Annotated in this window: 16 protein-coding genes; 8 read left to right on the forward strand and 8 right to left on the reverse strand. The window is 74.3% G+C overall.

Going from position 1 to position 15,545, the window contains the following annotated elements:
- The first annotated feature begins 12 nt into the window (after positions 1-12).
- The 4 genes from ACIBST_RS23360 (at position 13) to ACIBST_RS23375 (ending at position 3,896) form a co-directional block, all read left to right on the forward strand.
- Entirely contained in the window at positions 13-408 is a 396-nt protein-coding gene (locus ACIBST_RS23360) for a pyridoxamine 5'-phosphate oxidase family protein (RefSeq protein WP_397174475.1), read from the forward strand.
- Positions 409-534: 126 nt separating this feature from the next.
- Complete coding sequence (locus ACIBST_RS23365; protein ID WP_397174477.1) at positions 535-1,845, forward strand: hemolysin family protein; 1,311 nt, start codon at positions 535-537, stop codon at positions 1,843-1,845.
- Positions 1,842-2,843 carry a hemolysin family protein gene (locus ACIBST_RS23370; RefSeq protein WP_397174479.1) on the forward strand — a complete coding sequence of 334 codons (1,002 nt, stop codon included), beginning with the start codon at positions 1,842-1,844 and terminating at the stop codon, positions 2,841-2,843. Before ACIBST_RS23365 ends, ACIBST_RS23370 begins: the two co-directional genes overlap by 4 nt.
- Positions 2,844-2,924: 81 nt before the next feature.
- Positions 2,925-3,896, forward strand: coding sequence for a glycosyltransferase family 2 protein (locus ACIBST_RS23375; protein WP_397174481.1), 972 nt, complete (start codon positions 2,925-2,927; stop codon positions 3,894-3,896).
- A gap of 3 nt (positions 3,897-3,899) precedes the next feature.
- On the opposite strand, the gene ACIBST_RS23380 is transcribed toward ACIBST_RS23375, so the two are convergent.
- From ACIBST_RS23380 to ACIBST_RS23415, 8 genes are all read right to left on the reverse strand, one after another.
- On the reverse strand, positions 3,900-5,138 hold the full coding sequence (locus tag ACIBST_RS23380; protein WP_397174483.1) for a glycosyltransferase family 4 protein: 1,239 nt from the start codon (positions 5,136-5,138) through the stop codon (positions 3,900-3,902).
- A complete protein-coding gene (locus ACIBST_RS23385) occupies positions 5,135-6,388 on the reverse strand; it encodes a lipopolysaccharide biosynthesis protein (protein WP_397174484.1) in 1,254 nt (417 codons plus the stop codon). Before ACIBST_RS23385 ends, ACIBST_RS23380 begins: the two co-directional genes overlap by 4 nt.
- The gene (locus tag ACIBST_RS23390) at positions 6,376-7,122 is read right to left on the reverse strand and encodes an NTP transferase domain-containing protein (protein WP_397174486.1); all 747 of its coding nucleotides are present in this window, start codon (positions 7,120-7,122) and stop codon (positions 6,376-6,378) included. Before ACIBST_RS23390 ends, ACIBST_RS23385 begins: the two co-directional genes overlap by 13 nt.
- An 8-nt stretch (positions 7,123-7,130) precedes the next feature.
- A complete protein-coding gene (locus tag ACIBST_RS23395) occupies positions 7,131-7,754 on the reverse strand; it encodes an HAD family hydrolase (RefSeq protein ID WP_397174488.1) in 624 nt (207 codons plus the stop codon).
- A gap of 5 nt (positions 7,755-7,759) precedes the next feature.
- Positions 7,760-8,959, reverse strand: a complete 1,200-nt coding sequence (locus ACIBST_RS23400) for a 2-phospho-L-lactate transferase CofD family protein (RefSeq protein ID WP_397174490.1) — start codon at positions 8,957-8,959, stop codon at positions 7,760-7,762.
- Positions 8,956-9,744 carry a glycosyltransferase family 2 protein gene (locus ACIBST_RS23405; RefSeq protein ID WP_397174492.1) on the reverse strand — a complete coding sequence of 263 codons (789 nt, stop codon included), beginning with the start codon at positions 9,742-9,744 and terminating at the stop codon, positions 8,956-8,958. The genes ACIBST_RS23400 and ACIBST_RS23405 overlap by 4 nt, the downstream gene beginning before the upstream one ends.
- A 4-nt stretch (positions 9,745-9,748) precedes the next feature.
- Positions 9,749-10,432 (reverse strand): hypothetical protein, encoded by a 684-nt coding sequence (locus tag ACIBST_RS23410; protein WP_397174493.1) that lies wholly within the window; start codon positions 10,430-10,432, stop codon positions 9,749-9,751.
- 398 nt (positions 10,433-10,830) lie between these two features.
- Entirely contained in the window at positions 10,831-12,036 is a 1,206-nt protein-coding gene (locus ACIBST_RS23415) for a CoA transferase (protein WP_397174495.1), read from the reverse strand.
- Between the two features lie 210 nt (positions 12,037-12,246).
- On the opposite strand from ACIBST_RS23415, the gene ACIBST_RS23420 reads away from it, so the two are divergent.
- The 4 genes from ACIBST_RS23420 to ACIBST_RS23435 all read left to right on the forward strand — a co-directional run bounded on the left by ACIBST_RS23420 (position 12,247) and on the right by ACIBST_RS23435 (position 15,385).
- A complete protein-coding gene (locus tag ACIBST_RS23420; protein ID WP_397174496.1) occupies positions 12,247-13,080 on the forward strand; it encodes an SAM-dependent methyltransferase in 834 nt (277 codons plus the stop codon).
- Between the two features lie 103 nt (positions 13,081-13,183).
- Positions 13,184-13,753: an RNA polymerase sigma factor gene (locus ACIBST_RS23425; protein ID WP_397174498.1), complete on the forward strand. Its 570-nt coding sequence runs from the start codon at positions 13,184-13,186 to the stop codon at positions 13,751-13,753.
- Positions 13,753-14,712, forward strand: coding sequence for a CU044_5270 family protein (locus ACIBST_RS23430; protein ID WP_397174499.1), 960 nt, complete (start codon positions 13,753-13,755; stop codon positions 14,710-14,712). Before ACIBST_RS23425 ends, ACIBST_RS23430 begins: the two co-directional genes overlap by 1 nt.
- Before the next feature lie 256 nt (positions 14,713-14,968).
- Positions 14,969-15,385, forward strand: a complete 417-nt coding sequence (locus ACIBST_RS23435) for a MarR family winged helix-turn-helix transcriptional regulator (RefSeq protein ID WP_397174501.1) — start codon at positions 14,969-14,971, stop codon at positions 15,383-15,385.
- Positions 15,386-15,545 lie beyond the last annotated feature (160 nt).

The raw sequence follows: 15,545 nt of genomic DNA on the forward strand, positions 1-15,545 counted from the left end.
CTGAGGAGGATCGTGGACCTGGCCGAGCTGGGCGAGGAGTTCGCCGCGTTCTGGCGGGAGCGGCACCTGTGCACGCTCGCCACCGCCCGCGACGGCGGACCGCCGCACGTCGTTCCTGTCGGCGCGACCCTCGACCTGGACACCGCGACCGCCCGCGTGATCACCTCGGGCTCCTCCCGCAAGGCCCGCCTGATCGGCGCGAACGGCCCGGACGGCGAGGCGGTGTCGCTGTGCCAGGTCGACGGCCGCCGCTGGTCCACCCTGGAGGGGCGGGCCGTGGTGCGCACTGAGCCCGAGCAGGTCGCCGACGCCGAACGCCGGTACACCGCCCGCTACAAGCCGCCCCGGCCCAACCCGTCCAGGGTGGTGCTGGAGATCCGGGTGACGCGCGTGATGGGCAACGTCTGATCACTGGCGGTTCGTCATGACTTCCGTGGGCCCGAGCCGGATGCTAGCTTTCGCCCGTGGAGTCTGAGTACGGCCGACGGCCCGCCGCGGCCCCGCCCGGAGCGTTACCCGAGGGCCCGGGCTGACGTGCTCCTCGACGCCGTCCACCTGCTCGCGGCCCTGGCCCTGATCCTGGCCAACGGCATCTTCGTCGCGGCCGAGTTCTCCCTCGTCACCGTCGAACGCGGCCAGGTCCGCCAGCTCGCCGAGGACGGCGACCGGGGCGCCCAGGGCGTCGAGGCCGCGGTGCAACGGCTGTCGTTCCACCTGTCGGGCGCCCAGCTCGGCATCACCGTCACCTCGCTGCTGCTCGGCGTCGTGGCCGAGCCCGCCATCGCCGACCTGCTCGACCCGCTGCTGGGCGGCGTCCCGGTGGCGCCGGTCGTGCTGGCGATCGCGCTGTCCACGGTGGCGCAGATGGTGCTGGGCGAGCTGGTGCCCAAGAACGCCGCCCTGTCCAGGCCGCTCGCGGTGGCCCGGCTGGCGACGCCGCCGCAGCGGGCGTTCTCGGCGGCGTGCGGGCCGCTGATCCGGCTGTGCAACGCGGTGGCCGACGCGATCGTCCGACGGCTCGGCGCCGAGCCCCAGGAGGAGCTGGCCTCCGCCCGCTCGCCCGAGGAGCTGGGCCTGCTGGTACGCCTGTCGGCCGAGGCCGGCGTGCTCCAGCCCGGCACCGCCGCCATGCTCCAGCGGGCCCTGCGCTTCGGCGGCAAGACCGCGGCCGAGGCCATGACCCCGCGTACGGACTGCGTGACCGTCCCCGGCACCACCAGCGTCGCCGACTTCCTCAAGCTGGCCAGGAGCCGCCGCCACCTGCGCATCCCGGTCTGCGGCGCGGAACGCGACGACATCCTCGGCATCGCCAGCGTCCCCGGCGCCTGCGCGGTGCCCCCGTCCGAACGCGACACGACCCCGGTGGCCGCCATCGCCCGGCCCGCCCTCCAGGTGCCCGAGACGCTGCGGCTGGAGGTCGTGCAGGAGCGCCTGGCCTCCGCCCGCGCCGAGATGGCCGTCGTGATCGACGAGTACGGCGGCCTGGCCGGCGTCGTGACCGTCGAGGACCTGGTGGAGGAGCTGATCGGCGACATCGCCGACGAGTACGACCTGCCCGAGGAGCAGTCCGACGAGCCCTCGCCCGTGCTGCTCGCGCCGGGCGCCTCGGTGAGCCTGCCGGCCCTGCTGCGCGCCGACGAGGTCGAGGAGCGCACCGGCTTCCGCATGCCGCAGGGCCCCTACGAGACGCTCGCCGGGCTGGTGCTGGCCGCCCTCGGCCGCATCCCGGACCCGGGCGACGAGGTCGCGGTGCGCGAATGGGTGCTGCGGGTGGAGACCATGCGGGGACGCCGGATCGAGCAGGTCACGCTGACCGCCCCGGGCCGGGCGGGGGAGCGCCGGTGAGCCTCGCCCAAGGGCTGGTCATCGTGCTGCTGCTGGCCGTCAACGGCTTCTTCGTGGGCGCGGAGTTCGCGCTCATCTCCGCCCGCCGCACCCTGATCGAGCCGCGGGCGCGCGACGGGTCGTGGCGGGCGCAGGCCGTGCTCGCCGCCATGAACGCCGTCCCGACCATGCTGGCGGCGGCGCAGCTCGGCGTGACGCTGGCCTCGCTGGTGCTCGGCGCGGCAGGGGAGCCGGTGGTGGCCGGGGCGGTCGGGCCGCTGCTGGCCGCCGCCGGGCTGCCCGAGCGGCTGGTCCATCCGATCGCCTTCGCGCTGGCCCTGCTGCTGGTGGTCGCCGCGCACGTGATCATCGGCGAGATGGTGCCGAAGAACCTGGCGCTGTCGGCGCCCGACGTGGCCGCGCTGTGGCTGGTGCCGCCGCTGTTCGTGCTGGCCAGGGCCACCCGGCCGGTGCTGACGCTGGTCAAGGCCATGGCGGGGGTGGTGCTGCGGCTGCTGCGCGTCCCGTCCGCCGAGGAGGTCCGTACGGTCTACACCTCCGGCGAGCTGCCCGTGCTCATCGAGGAGTCGCGCCGCCACCGCCTGCTGCGCCAGGACGAACGCGACCGCCTGATCGCCACCCTCGCCCTGCACGCCCGCCCGGTCGGCTCGGTGATGGTGCCGATGAGCGAGGTCGTCAGCGTGCCCGAAACCATCGACAGCGCCGGCCTGCAACGGTACGCCGGCCGCCACGGCCACTCCCGCTTCCCCGTGCACGGCGCCGACCCCGCCGAACTGCGCGGCTACCTGCACGTCCTGGACGCGCTGAACGGCCACGGCGCCCGCGAGCCGCTGCCCGTGCGCGCGCTGCCGCAGGTGCCCGCCACCGCCACCCTGGCCCAGGTGCTGGCCGTCATGCGCGCCCGCCGCGCCCAGCTCGCCGCCGTCGCCGACGAGTCCGGGCAGGTGCTCGGCGTCGTCACCCTGGACGACGTGCTCGGCGGGATCATGACTGGCTGAGACGGGGGTCCGTGCGAGATCATGGAGCAGGGCCGCGGGCCGTGGTGACCGCGACCGGGAACTCGCCGGAGGGCAACGCTCGTGACGACGGTTTCGCTGATCGTGCCGTGCTACAACGCGGCCAGGACCCTGCGCCTGTGCCTGGAGTCGGTGCTGGCCCAGACCCGCCTGCCCGACGAGATCGTGGTCGTCGACGACGCCGGCTCCGACGGCTCGGCGGCCATCGCCGAGGAGCTGGGCTGCCGGGTCGTGCGCCTGCCCGCCAACCGGGGCGTGTCGGCGGCCAGGAACGCCGGCGTCGAGCACACGACCGGCGAGGTGATCTTCTTCCTGGACAGCGACGTGGCGCTGCGGCCCGACGCGGTCGCCAACGCCGTCGCGATCCTGGAGGCCGATCCGGGCGTCGGCTGCGTGCACGGCGTCTACGACACCGAGCCGCTGATCGACGACGGCCCGGTCGAGTGGTACCGGCTGCTGCACCAGGTCCACTGGCGGCGCCGGCACCTGGGCGAGGTCAACAGCGTCGTGTTCGCCCTGGCCGCCATCCGCCGCGAGGTGCTGGCCCGGGCCGGCCGGCTCGACGAGAGCCTGCGCGACTGCGAGGACGTCGAGTACAGCAGCCGCCTGGCCGTCCACACCCGGATCGTGCTGACCGACGCCGTGGCCGGCCGGCACGACGAGGGCCACCGCTTCCTGCCCGTGCTGTCGGAGCAGTGGCGGCGGGCGCTGCCGCTGATCCCGCTCGCGCTGGCCACGGCCAGGCGGGGCGCGGCCAAGCCGGAGAACGCCAACAGCCGGGCCGGGATCCTCGCCTGCGCGCTGGCGCTGGCCTGCCTGCCGCTCGGCCTGCTCGCGCCGGCGCTGTTCGCGGTGCCGGTCGTGCTGGTCGGGTGGTTCGTGGTGGCCGATCCGGAGCTGCTGCGGTTCGTCCACCGGGAGCGCGGCCCGGCCTTCACCGCCTACTTCATGGCCGTGCACCTGGCCGTGCACGTGGTGCTGGTCACCGGCCTGGCCGTCGGCTCCCTGCGCGTCCTGCGCGGCGGCCCGGCCTGACCCTCAGGAGCCGGGCGGCTTGAGCGCCGCCCGGTAGACCGCGGCAGTCGCCGCCGCCGCGCGCTCCCAGCTCAGGCTCTCGCGGACGAACCGCTCGCCGCGCTCGCCCAGCGACCGGCGCAGCGCCTCGTCCGACATGACGTCGATGATCCCGCGCGCGATGTCGGCCGGCTCGGCGGCCCGGACGAACCGCGCCGCGGGCCGCGCCGGGTCGTCCCCGAGGAAGATCCGCGAGAAGCCGTCGCCCAGGAGCGTCGCCCGTCCCAGCGCCATCGCCTCGGTCGCGACCAGCCCGAACGGCTCGAACAGCGAGGGGAACACGCACGCGTCGGCCAGCTCGTAGTACTCCAGCAGCTCGCGGCCCGTGACGAAGCGGCCCGAGGTGAGCACCCGCCCGCGCAGCCCGGTCGCGGCCACGATGCGCCGGACGCCCACCTCGTCCCCCTCGCCGACGATCAGCAGCCGCAGCCCCGGCACGGCGGCCGACGCCGCGCGCATCGCCTCCAGGAGCTGGTAGACGCCCTTCTGGCGTTCGATCCTGCCGACGAACAGCAGCACCTTGTCCTGCTCGGACAACCCCAGCCGCCGCCGCAGCGCCGCCGCGCCCCGCCGCAGCGCGTCCCGGTCGAAGGCCGGATCGGCGACGACCCGCTCGTACGTGCCGCCGAGCGGCACCACGTCGACGGGCGTGCGCCGCCACCCCGCGGCCAGCAGCTGCTCGCGCACCTCGGGCGTGGCCACCACCACCCGCCGCGAGATCCGGGCCAGGTGGCGTTCCAGCGCCGCGAACAGGTTCAGCGGGTCGCGGATGCTGCGCTGCGCCGCCACGCCGTACTCGGTGGTGTGCACGTGCAGGACCACCGGCAGCCGCAGCAGGTGGTGGCAGAGCAGGGCGGCCAGGAAGTTCGTCGAGTCGTGCACGGCGACCAGGTCCGGCCGGGCGCCGCGGCGCAGCCGCCGCACGTACCGCCAGTCGCTGACCACGACCTGCGCGGCCAGCAGCAGGAACTCGGCGCGGCGGGTGCGGTTGAGCCGCCGCCCGCGCGCGCCGGGCAGCCGGACGCGCGGCCGGTGCACGGTGACGCCGTCCACGCGCTCGTGCACGGGCAGGTCGCCGACGTTGAGCGTGTGGACGGTGAGCTCGTGGTCGCGGGCGAGCCAGGGCGTGATCAGCTCGACGTAGCGGCCGAGCCCCGCCGTGACGTTGGGCGGGAACTGGTTGACGACGCAGGCGATTCTCATGACAGGTCCTTCAGATAGACGCGCCCGGCCGTCACCGCCACGACGGCCAGCAGGAGGAGGTTGACCAGCGCGAACCCGGCCAGCCCGCCGGCCACCCCGTGCCACCGCACGCACCAGGCCGGGACGGCGAGCGCGACCGGCGCGCCGGCGAGCAGGCAGCCGATCAGCACGCGGGCGCCGCGCACCCCGTCCATGGACAGCGCCACCGAATACAGGTTGAACGCCGTGTGCGCCCCGATGCCCAGTGCCGACAGCGTCATCAGCCCGGTCGCGTACGGGTACTCGCCGCCCATCAGCAGGAAGAACACCGTGCTCGCGGCGAAGGAGAAGACCGCCGTCGCCCCCGCCACGGCCGGGGCCAGCCGGGCGATCCGCCGCATCAGCGCCGGTTTGTCGGCGGTCGCCATCCTGGGCAGCAGCACCAGCAGCACGCCGTCGGTGAACACCACGCCGAGCAGCCGCTTGGGGAAGCCGTTGTAGACCGCGTAGACGCCGACGTCGGCCGGGGCCGCCCAGTGGTTGAGGTAGAGGACGTCCACGCCGAACAGCAGGCCGGTCAGCGCGGCGACGGCCGTCACGTACCCGCCGTGCCGGTAGAGCGAGCGGGCCAGCCGCGCCGAGAACGCCCGCGGCCGCACCCCGGCCGCCGCCGTCGCCGCCACCGCGAACGCCACGTTCGTCGCGATCAGCGCGACCAGGTACGGCCCGGCGTCCCTGATCCCCAGCACCAGCAGGCAGAAGCAGGCGGCGCCCAGGTAGGCGACCGCGACCGCCAGCTTGAGCCGGGCCACCAGCGCGAAGCGGCCGAGCCCCCGCAGGAACCCGTCCGCGAGCTGGTTGACCGTCATCGACACCGCCAGCGCCAGCCCGTAGGCCAGCGCCGGGACGTCCACGTTCAGCGCGGGCGTGAGCAGCGGGGCGGCCAGCAGGCCCAGCGCGGCCAGCCCGGCGCTCATCGCCAGCGTCGCCGCCAGCGCCGTCGTGACCAGCGCCGGACGCTCGCCCGGCGCGGCCCGCGGCAGCTCCTGGAGCACGACGTAGTGCAGGCTCGTCAGCATGACCACGGTGACGATCAGCGCGATCGACAGCACCACCGTGAACCGGCCGAACGCGCTCGCCCCCGCGCCGCGCGCGACGATCAGCGTGGTGGCCGCCGCGATGCCGCTGGCCGCCGTGCTCACCAGCGTCGGCCCCGCCGCCCACCGGTGCCCCCGGACCAGGCCCGCCGCGCGGCCCCTCAGCCCGTGCACCGCGCGTACGCCCGCCGGGCGAACTCCAGGTCGTCGGCCGTGTTGACGCCGCGCGCCTCGGCCGGGTCGGTCACCGGCACCACCGTCACCGGCCATCCCTCGGCCCGCGACAGATGCGCAAGGAACGGCAGGAAGTTCACCTCGCCGGTGGCCGCGCCGCGCGCCGCGCCCGCCGCGTACCGCTCCCACGCCTGTTGCAGGCCCGCGGTGGCCAGGCAGAACACCCCGATGTCGCTGAGCCCGCCCGGCCGGCACGCGTCGCCCTCGCGCGACTGCCGCACCCGGACGAGCCGCTCCCCGGCCAGCTCGTACTCCACGTACGGGTCGTCCATCGGCACCAGCGGCAGGGTCAGCCCCTGGCCCGGATGGGCGGCGACGACCCGGCGCACGGTCCGCGCCGACAGGTTCGCCTGGTCGCCCCAGACCACGAGGATCGTCTCGTACCCGGCCCAGTGCCCGGCCGCGCCGAAGATCGCCGCGCCCATCCCGGTCGGCCGCTCCTGAACGCTCACCGACACCCCGGGCGTCCCCGCCACCAGCTCGCCGAACGGGCCCGCGCCCGCCGGGGAGACCACGACGTGCACGTGCCCGGCCGCCGGGCGCAGCCGCCGGTGCAGGACGTCCCACACCGTGACGCCGTCGGCCAGGCTGATCATGATCTTCGGGAGGTCGTGGCCGAGCCGCGTCCCGCGTCCGGCGGCCGGGATCACCGCGCACACCCGCCGTTCACTCACGTCGCCGATCACCTCTCCAGCAGGGACACGATGTGGTCCAGGTCAGGGGCCGCGACCGCGCCGGGCGCGGGCTCGGCGGCGTGCACGTGCAGCGTCGCCAGCCCGGCGCCGACGGCCGAGGCCACGCCGTGCGCGCAGTCCTCCAGCGCGACGGCCGCGGCCGGGCGCACGCCCCAGCGGCGGCAGGCCGCGGCGTAGAACCCCGGGTCGGGCTTGCTCACCGGCACGTCGTCGGCGGTCAGCACGCCACGCACCGGCAGCGGGCAGGCGGCCAGCACCCGCTCCACCGAGGCCCGGCTGCCGCCCGTGACCAGGTAGGCGGCCCGGCCCGCCGCCTCCAGCGCGTCCAGCAGCCGGCGCGCGCCGGGGAACGGCCGCACCAGGCCCGCCTCGACGTAGGCGCGGTAGAGCCGCTGCTTGTGCCGCGCCAGGCGGCCGGCCGTCGCCGGGTCGCCGGTCAGCCGGGCGGCCACCGCGGCGGTGCTCACGCCCGCGTGGTCGGCGTAGCGGAAGCCGTCCAGCGCGCCGGGCGCGTGCTCGGCCAGGGCGTGGCGGAAGGCGGCCTCGTGCGCGGGGGCGGAGTCCACCAGCGTGCCGTCGAGGTCGCACAGCCAGACCGTCCAGGGCAGCATCCGGCTCACCCGGCCCGCGCCAGCGGCGCTTCGCCGAGCACCGCGAGCAGCGCCTCGGCCGTACGCGGGCCGCGGTGGGCGCCGGGCCGGGCCGGGTCCTCCAGGTCGGCGCTGATCCAGCGCGCCCCCGCCCACGAACCCCGGTCCAGCACGCGGGCCGGCACGGCGGGAGCGCCCGCGCCCCGGCCGCTGAGCACGTGCGTGATCGTGGCCCGCTCGTTGCCCGGGTCGCCCAGGTAGGCCAGCGTGCGGTCCACCAGGTCGGTGGCCGTCAGACCCTGGACGTCGTGGTCGCCGCCGACGTTCACGACGAACACCCTGGCCGCTGCCCGGCTCCCGGCCCCGCTCCCGGACAGGGCGTCGGCCAGGCCCGGGGTCAGGTAGCTGGGCAGCAGCGAGGAGTGGGGGGTGCCGGGGCCGTACACGATCAGGTCGGCCTCGGCCAGGGCCCGCAGCGCCTCGGGGTTCGGCGTGACCTCGGCGGACCGGCGGGCCAGCAGCTCCCGCACCCGCTCGGCCGGGCGGCCCGCCAGCGCGGCGCGGTCGGCGGCCGACAGCGGCTCGCGCAGCAGGAACAGGCCGGTGATGGGCACGTCGTCCTGCGGCGCGACGATGTCGGCCTCGTCGGCCAGCACCCGGCCGTCCTGCTTGAGCGCGACGAGGAACGCGTTCTCGCCGCCGGTCACGTTCAGCAGCCGCACCGGCGAGCCGAACGTGCGCGCGCACTCCCGTACGGCCGCGTTGAAGTCCTCGCCCAGCCGCAGGTACGCCCCCGCGAACACCAGGTTGCCCAGCGCGCAGTCGGCCAGGTCGAGCCCGCCGGGCCGGGCGGCCAGGCGGGCCGCGACGACCCGCAGCTCCCGCGCCGCCTCCGCCGGGCCCGCCGCGGCGACGTCGCCGATCAGCGTGTCGAGGTCGGCCGGGGTGGCGCCGGGCGGGAGCCGGCGTTCCAGCAGCGTGTGGCGCGGGTCGCCGGGGTCGAGGTGCAGCAGCAGGTTCTTGCGGAAGTCGGACGGGCCCAGCATGCCGGGCAGCCAGCGGCGCAGCGCGCCCGTGGACAGCCCGTTGTCGTACCCGTTGACCAGCAGCGACAGGCTCGTCCCCGGGGTGCGCAGCAGCGCGCGGGCGATGCCCGCGCCGCCGCGCCCGCCGCCGAACAGGGCCACCGACACCGTGCGCGTCACCGTGCGCGTCACCGTGCTCATCGCACCTCCTCCAGCGAGGAGCGGCCCAGCGGGAACGGCGCGAGCGGCGCCCGCAGCACGCCCCGGCGCAGCAACCAGCGGCGCAGCCCGAGGTAGCCGACGAACAGCGCCCGGTCGCGCGCCCCGCGCCAGAACCGCCAGCCCCTGCTGCCGCCGCCCCGCTCGCGGTGCTCGATCGGCAGCTCCTCCCACACGTGCCCCAGCTCGGCCACGCGGGCGGTGATCTCGGTGGAGCAGTTCATCCCCGCCGACTCCAGCGGCAGCGCCCTGAACAGCGGCCCGCGCACCACCTTGAAGATCGAGTTGAAGTCGCGGTAGCGGGTGCGGTGCAGCAGGTTGCTGACCGCGCCGCTGGCCGCCGACCCCCACCGGTACGGCAGGCTGTCGGCCTTCCTGACCCGCGCCCCCGAGAAGGCGGGCCCGCCGCCGGCCCGGATGCGCTCCAGGAACGCGTCGAGGTTGGCGATCGGGAACTGGCCGTCGGAGTCGAGCAGCACCACCCAGTCCAGCCGGGTGCGCGCGACGGCCGCGGCGATGGCGGCCCCCGCGCCCCGGTTGCGCGCGAAGGTGACGACGACGAGCTGCGGGCAGTCCTCCCGCAGCTCGCGCAGGATCCGCCCGGTCGCGTCGGAGCTGCCGTCGTCGCACACGACGATCTCCCACGCGGCCACCCCCGGATGGCGCTCCAGGTACTCCCGCCATTCCGTCACCGCCGCCGCGATGTTGTCCGCCTCGTTGTACGCGGGTGCCGCCACGGAGACGTCGACGGCCGGCCTGTTCGGCAAGGGGTCACCTCCTCCGGGTGGCGTCCGGGCCGGCGCCGGCCCCGGTCAGGCGCCCGATCCAGCGGTCCAGGGGCAGCAGGTTGATCCCGGCGAGGATCGGGACGTGCGCCAGCGTGAACACCACCGCCCCCCAGAACGGGATCGGCCCGCCGGTGAACAGGTTGATGTGCGGGGCGTCGATCCGGTCGGGGATCTCGACCGGGTTGACCACCTGCCACATCACGTCGAGGAAGCCCGAGAACACGATCAGCACCCCGCTCGCCATGATCTTCAGGCAGCGGCCCGGCGAGCCGCCCCCGATCCGGTACGCGGCCGCGACCGTCAGCACGATCCCCGGGTAGAGCAGCAGGTACAGGTGGGTGTAGAAGTCGTCGCCGTGGGCCCGCGCGCCGTCGCCGTAGTAGAACCAGCTGATCCTCGGGATGAGGTAGCCGGTCAGGAACAGGAACGGCGCGTAGAGCAGCCAGTGCAGGCGCGGCGACACCCAGGGGAAGAACGCGATCGCGCAGCACAGGCAGGCGAAGGCGAGCAGCTTGGCGGCGAGCTGCCAGGCGGCGTCGATCTCGCGGGCGTGCGGGGTGGCCAGCCAGACGAAGGCGAAGCCGGCCGCGCCGACGGCCAGGGCGATCCACCAGATGTGGGCGGCCCAGGGGCGCGGGGCGTCGAGCAGGGGGTCGGGATGGTTCACTACCGGTCCTCGTGGGCGTCATCGAAGGGTCACGGGAGCGCTCCCAACGCAGTATGTCACCTGTCCCGGCGGCGGCCACCGCAATATCGGATAACGGACCCACCGGAACTTGCGGACCTGCTGACTAACAGTAGTGTCCGCCTGAAAGTCCAGGTCATCGTCCATAAGGCGATGGCTGGAACGATGCAGGAGAACAGTGACCGCAAAGGGCCTGCCTGCGATGTCAAGACCCGGCGGGGAGTCCGGGCGGACGGCATTCCGCTCGGCGGTTTTTGCGTGAATCTTGAACCGTCTCTGCATTGGTGCAGCGTGTCGGGCGTTCCGGGTTGTTGGGAGCGCTCCCGCGACTTCCCATCTTTCGGGCCCGTAACCCTTGTTTCGGGCATGCCCAAATTGTGTCAGCCGACCACGCCCTCCGCGCGCAGGCCGGCCACCTGTGCCGGGGAAAGAGACAGCAGCTCGCCCAGCACCTCGTCGGTGTGCTCGCCCAGCTCCGGCGCGGGCGACGGCGGGGTCTGGCGGCCGTCCAGGAGCAGGGGGCCGCCCGGGGCCAGATGGGGGCCGACGCCCGGCTGGTCGAGCACGGCCATCAGCGGCTCGGCGCGCAGCGCCGCCGCCCCGCCGGCGGCCAGCTCCTCCAGCGTCCGGTACCGCGACCAGAGCACCGACGTGCCCTTCAGCCCCTCCTCGGCCTCGGCCGCCGTACGCGCGGCGAACCAGGGCGCGAGCAGCCCGCCCAGCGCCTCCCGGTGGGCGTAGCGGTCGGACTCGGAGCGGAAGTCGGCGGGCAGCGCCTCCTCCAGCGCCGACACCACGCGCGACAGCCCGGTGACGGCGACCAGGTCGCGCCAGTGGCGTTCGGTGAGCACCAGGACCATGAGCCGCCGCCCGTCGGCGGTGGCGAAGTCGCGGCCGAGGTCGCCGTACAGGTCGTTGCCGATGCGCGGCCGGCCGGCGCCGCGGAGCTGGGCCTCGGCCAGGAAGCCCAGGTTGCCCATGGTGGCCAGGGCGACGTCGTGCAGGGCCACGTCGAGGCGGCGTCCCCGGCCGGTCGCGGCCCGGTGGCGGTCGGCCGCGAGCAGGCCCACGGCCAGGTACAGGCCGCAGGCGACGTCCCAGGCCGGCAGGACGTGGTTCACCGGGCCCTCGTGGCCGCCGGGGCCGGTCGCGTACGGCAGGCCGAGCCCGGCGTTGACCGTGTAGTCCACGGCGGGACGGCCGTCGCGGTGGCCGAGCAGCCGCGCGTACACCAGATCGGGGCGGCGCCCGGCCAGCTCCTCGTACGACAGCCCGGCCCTGGGCGGCGCGTTGGTGAGCACCGTGCCCGCCGCGACGGCCAGGTCGGCCACCAGAGCGCGCCCCCGGGCCGAGCGCAGGTCGACGGTGACCGAGCGCTTGCCCTTGTTCAGCCCCGCCCAGTAGAGGCTGCGGCCGGAGGGCGCGAGCGGCCAGCGCCGCGCGTCGGGCCCGCCGCCGACCGGATCGACCCGGACGACCTCCGCCCCGAGCTGGGCCAGCGTCATCCCGCCCAGCGGCGCGGCGACGAAGCTGGACAGCTCCACGACTCGCATCCCGGCCAGCGGTGCGGCCTGCTCCTCTGCCACGGCCACCTCCATGTCGATCCGCCGATCCTACGCGCGTACGGCGGCCCGATGATCTAGCCCGTAAGTTCTGGTAACAAACATTTCCCGAAATAACCGGTCTGCCCCATTGTCATTAACTGGAATTGTTGGAACATATGGTCTGAGTCACGAGTGAAGTCCAAAGATCGCCTACCGCAAGAGGGTGGCGGCGAGGGGAAAGGGGCAACGCTCATGCGCCAGCGTGCTGTCCGCAACTTGGCCAGGCTTGGCACGGCGCACGCCAGGATCACGCGGATACTTGACGCCGCCGCGGGCGGGAAGAACAACTTCCTCGCCGACAGAGACCTGGTTCGCCATTTCGATCAAGTAACTCCCGTCGCCACCACCGCGGCCCGTGCCGTTCTTGAATACCTGTCGCGGGTGATCGGTCATTTGGCCGCTGTCGAAGGCGTGGACCAATTCATGATCGTGGGGAGCGGGGTGCCGAACGGCCCTTCGGGCGGCAGCCGCCTGCACGAGGTGGCCCGCCTGACCTCGCCCGGCCCGGACGTCCGCGTCGTGTACGTCGAGAGCGACCCGATGGCCCTGACGCTGGCCCAGGCCACCATCGAGCCCTTCTGCGACCTGGTGCGCGTGGTCGACGGCGACGTGCGGGAGATGGACGAGATGCTCGGCGACCCGGTGGTGCAGACGTTCCTCGACTGGGACCGGCCGATCGCGGTGCTGCTGCTGTCGGCCCACAGCCTTGACGACGAATGCGCCCGTACCGTCGTCAAGCGGCTGCGGCACGCCGTCCCCGAGGGCAGCTTCCTCGGGCTGCTGCACATCACGTTCGACGGCGTGCCGGGGGAGCTGGCCCCGGCCGTGCGGGGCATGCTGGCCATGACGCTGCCCGGCCTGAACGTGCGCACCCGCGCCGAGGTCGCCGACCTGCTGGACGGCCTCGACCTGCTGGAGCCGGGCCTGGTGTGGGTGCCCGAATGGCGACCCGACGGCGGCGACCCGGCCTGCGCGGACGCCCCCTCCTCGTCCGGCAACTACGGAGCCGTGGCCCGCATCCCCTGACCTTCCCCGGACGGCCCCCGACGGCCTCCCCGCCCCCGCCGTGAACGATGATGCGGCCTGCGGGAGACAGCGAGGTGACCGCCGTCCCCGTGGAAGGAACGATGTGACCCTGCAGAACCTCTCGGAGCAGGACGACGCGGAGGTGATCCTCCGCTCCCGGGACGACCCCGAACAGTTCGCCGCGCTGTTCGACCGCCACGCCCGGCAGATCCACCTCTACGTCGCGCGCCGGCTCGGCACGCAGGCCGCCGACGACATCGTGGCGGAGACGTTCCTGGCCGCCTTCCGCCGCCGCGGCTCCTACGATCCCGCCGCCCGCCTGGCCAGGCCCTGGCTGTACGGCATCGCCACCAGGCTGATCGCCCGGCACCGGCGCGACGAGGAACGGCTCCTGCGGGCGCTGAGCCGTACCGGGGCCGAGCCGCTGCCCGAGCCGCTCGGGGACGTCGTGACCCGGCGCGTCGCGGCCCAGGGCGAGGAGCGCCGGCTGCTCGCGGCGCTGGCGGGGCTGTCACCCCGCGACCGCGACGTCCTGCTGCTCGTCGCGTGGGAGGACATGAGCCTGGAGGAGGCCGCGCAGGTCCTGGGCATCCCGGCGGGAACGGCGCGCTCCCGCATGCACCGCGCGCGCAAGAAGATCAAGGCCGTGCTTCCCGCGGAGGAGGAGAACTGATGGACGACCTGAACGCGGTGAGGCGAGTGCGCCGCCCCGTCCCGGCGATGACGCCGCAGGCGGAGAGCGCGGCGCGGGCCAGGCTGCTGACCGCTGTGCGGACGCCCGTGCGGACGCCCGTGCGAACCGCGCCGCCCCGGCGGCGCCCCGCGCGCCCGGTGTGGCGGCTCGTGACGGCGGCCGTCCTGGCCGTCCTGGCGGGCCTCGGCTGGGCCGCGACCCGTGAGCCCGGAGCCACGCCGGTGGCGAGCGTGCAACAGCTGAGCGAATGGGCCGCCGATGCGGCCGAGGACGCCCCAGGACCGGGAGCCCGCGGCGACCAGTGGCTCTACGTCAAGGAGCTCAACGCCGCCCCCGGCGCCTACAGCGGGTACGGCGTCGACACCAGCAGGCGGATCACCTCGGAGGTGTGGACGAGCGTCGACGGCAAGAAGATCGCCTGGTACGACGACAAGGGCAAGCTTCTCGTCCAGTACACCCACCCCGGCATCGGCGCCGCCGAGCTGGCCGCCGAGCCCGTCACCCCTGAGACCGTGACCGACCGGCTCATGGCCGCCCTGCGCCCGCTCGACGCGTCGGCCGGCGACCCGCCGCCTCCCATGAACGAGCGGCTCTTCCAGGCGATCTACCAGTTGATGGGCGAGCAGGCGCTGCCCCCGCGGGTACGGGCCGCGCTGTTCCGCGCCCTGCCGGCCATCGAGGGGGTGCAGGTCACCCCCGACGCGGTCGACGCCGGCGGGCGGCACGGCGTCGCCTTCAGCTACACCGGCGACTGGGCCCGCTATGACCTCATCCTCAGCCCCGGCGACTACCGCTTCCTGGGCACCTACGGCGTCAGCGTGACCGACCGGACCTTCACGTGGACGGGAGGCAGTGCCGACGTGCCCGCCGGCACCCCGGTCACCTGGACGGCCCGGCTCGGCACCGAGGTGGTGGACGAGCCTGGACGGCGTCCCTGAGGGGCGGAATTCATCACCATTTGAAAACCTCAGGTGAAAAGCACTGTAATGGGTAGTGAACACCGTCGCTCCGCCGGACGGCGGCGTCCTCCTGGCCCGTAGTGGCCGGGGGTGCGCCGAGGGCGGGCCGCCTGCTAGGACTTTCCTTTTGGTCGTCGGCGGAGTGATGAATAGGTGGCCCGTTATGTGGAAAAATGTCGGACCAGCGGCTTCGGTATTCCATGGCCGCTCAACGACACCGCTCGAAGGTGCGGGCATGGACGACTCGGCATGGCACATCGAGGAGGCGTCCCTGGTGCTGGTGGAGGCGACGCTCGACGCCATGGCCGCGCTGGGCGACCTGTCGGTGCCCCGGCTGCGGGTGCTGCTGGCGGTCGACCGCCACGGCCCGATGAACCTGCGCTCCCTGGCCGACCGCCTGGACATGTCGCTGTCGGCGGCCGGCCGGGTCGTCGACCGCCTGGACACCGCCGGCCTGCTGAGCAGGGCCCCGGCCGCTCACAGCCGCCGGGAGATCCGCATCAGCACGACCCCGGCCGGCCGGGAGGTGCTGGAGCGGCTGCGCGCCGCGCGGCGGCAGCGCATCGGCCAGGCGCTGGAGAAACTGGCCCCGGACGACCGCAGGACGCTCGTGCACGTCTTGCGGCGGCTGACCGAGGCGGCCGACTCCTGAGCACCTGATCCGCCGACATCAGCCGCTATTTCCCCTTATTTCGCGAAATTTCGGTCGATAGACCTAATTGTGTTTTCGGGGGCGGTGAAACCCTCCCGCAGAACTAACAGATTCCATATGGACACTGTCGCATGCTAGAAACAGTCGTCTGACTGCACGC

Source organism: Nonomuraea sp. NPDC049684, from assembly GCF_044465345.1.
Classification (GTDB): domain Bacteria; phylum Actinomycetota; class Actinomycetes; order Streptosporangiales; family Streptosporangiaceae; genus Nonomuraea.

Bases quoted from the DNA above. Each gene is read 5' to 3' on its own strand.
- ACIBST_RS23400 (WP_397174490.1), bottom strand. From the start codon at position 8,959: ATGAGCACGGTGACGCGCACGGTGACGCGCACGGTGTCGGTGGCCCTG.
- ACIBST_RS23435 (WP_397174501.1), top strand. From the start codon at position 14,969: ATGGACGACTCGGCATGGCACATCGAGGAGGCGTCCCTGGTGCTGGTG.
- ACIBST_RS23380 (WP_397174483.1), bottom strand. From the start codon at position 5,138: ATGAGAATCGCCTGCGTCGTCAACCAGTTCCCGCCCAACGTCACGGCG.
- ACIBST_RS23395 (WP_397174488.1), bottom strand. From the start codon at position 7,754: ATGCTGCCCTGGACGGTCTGGCTGTGCGACCTCGACGGCACGCTGGTG.
- ACIBST_RS23420 (WP_397174496.1), top strand. From the start codon at position 12,247: ATGCGCCAGCGTGCTGTCCGCAACTTGGCCAGGCTTGGCACGGCGCAC.
- ACIBST_RS23430 (WP_397174499.1), top strand. From the start codon at position 13,753: ATGGACGACCTGAACGCGGTGAGGCGAGTGCGCCGCCCCGTCCCGGCG.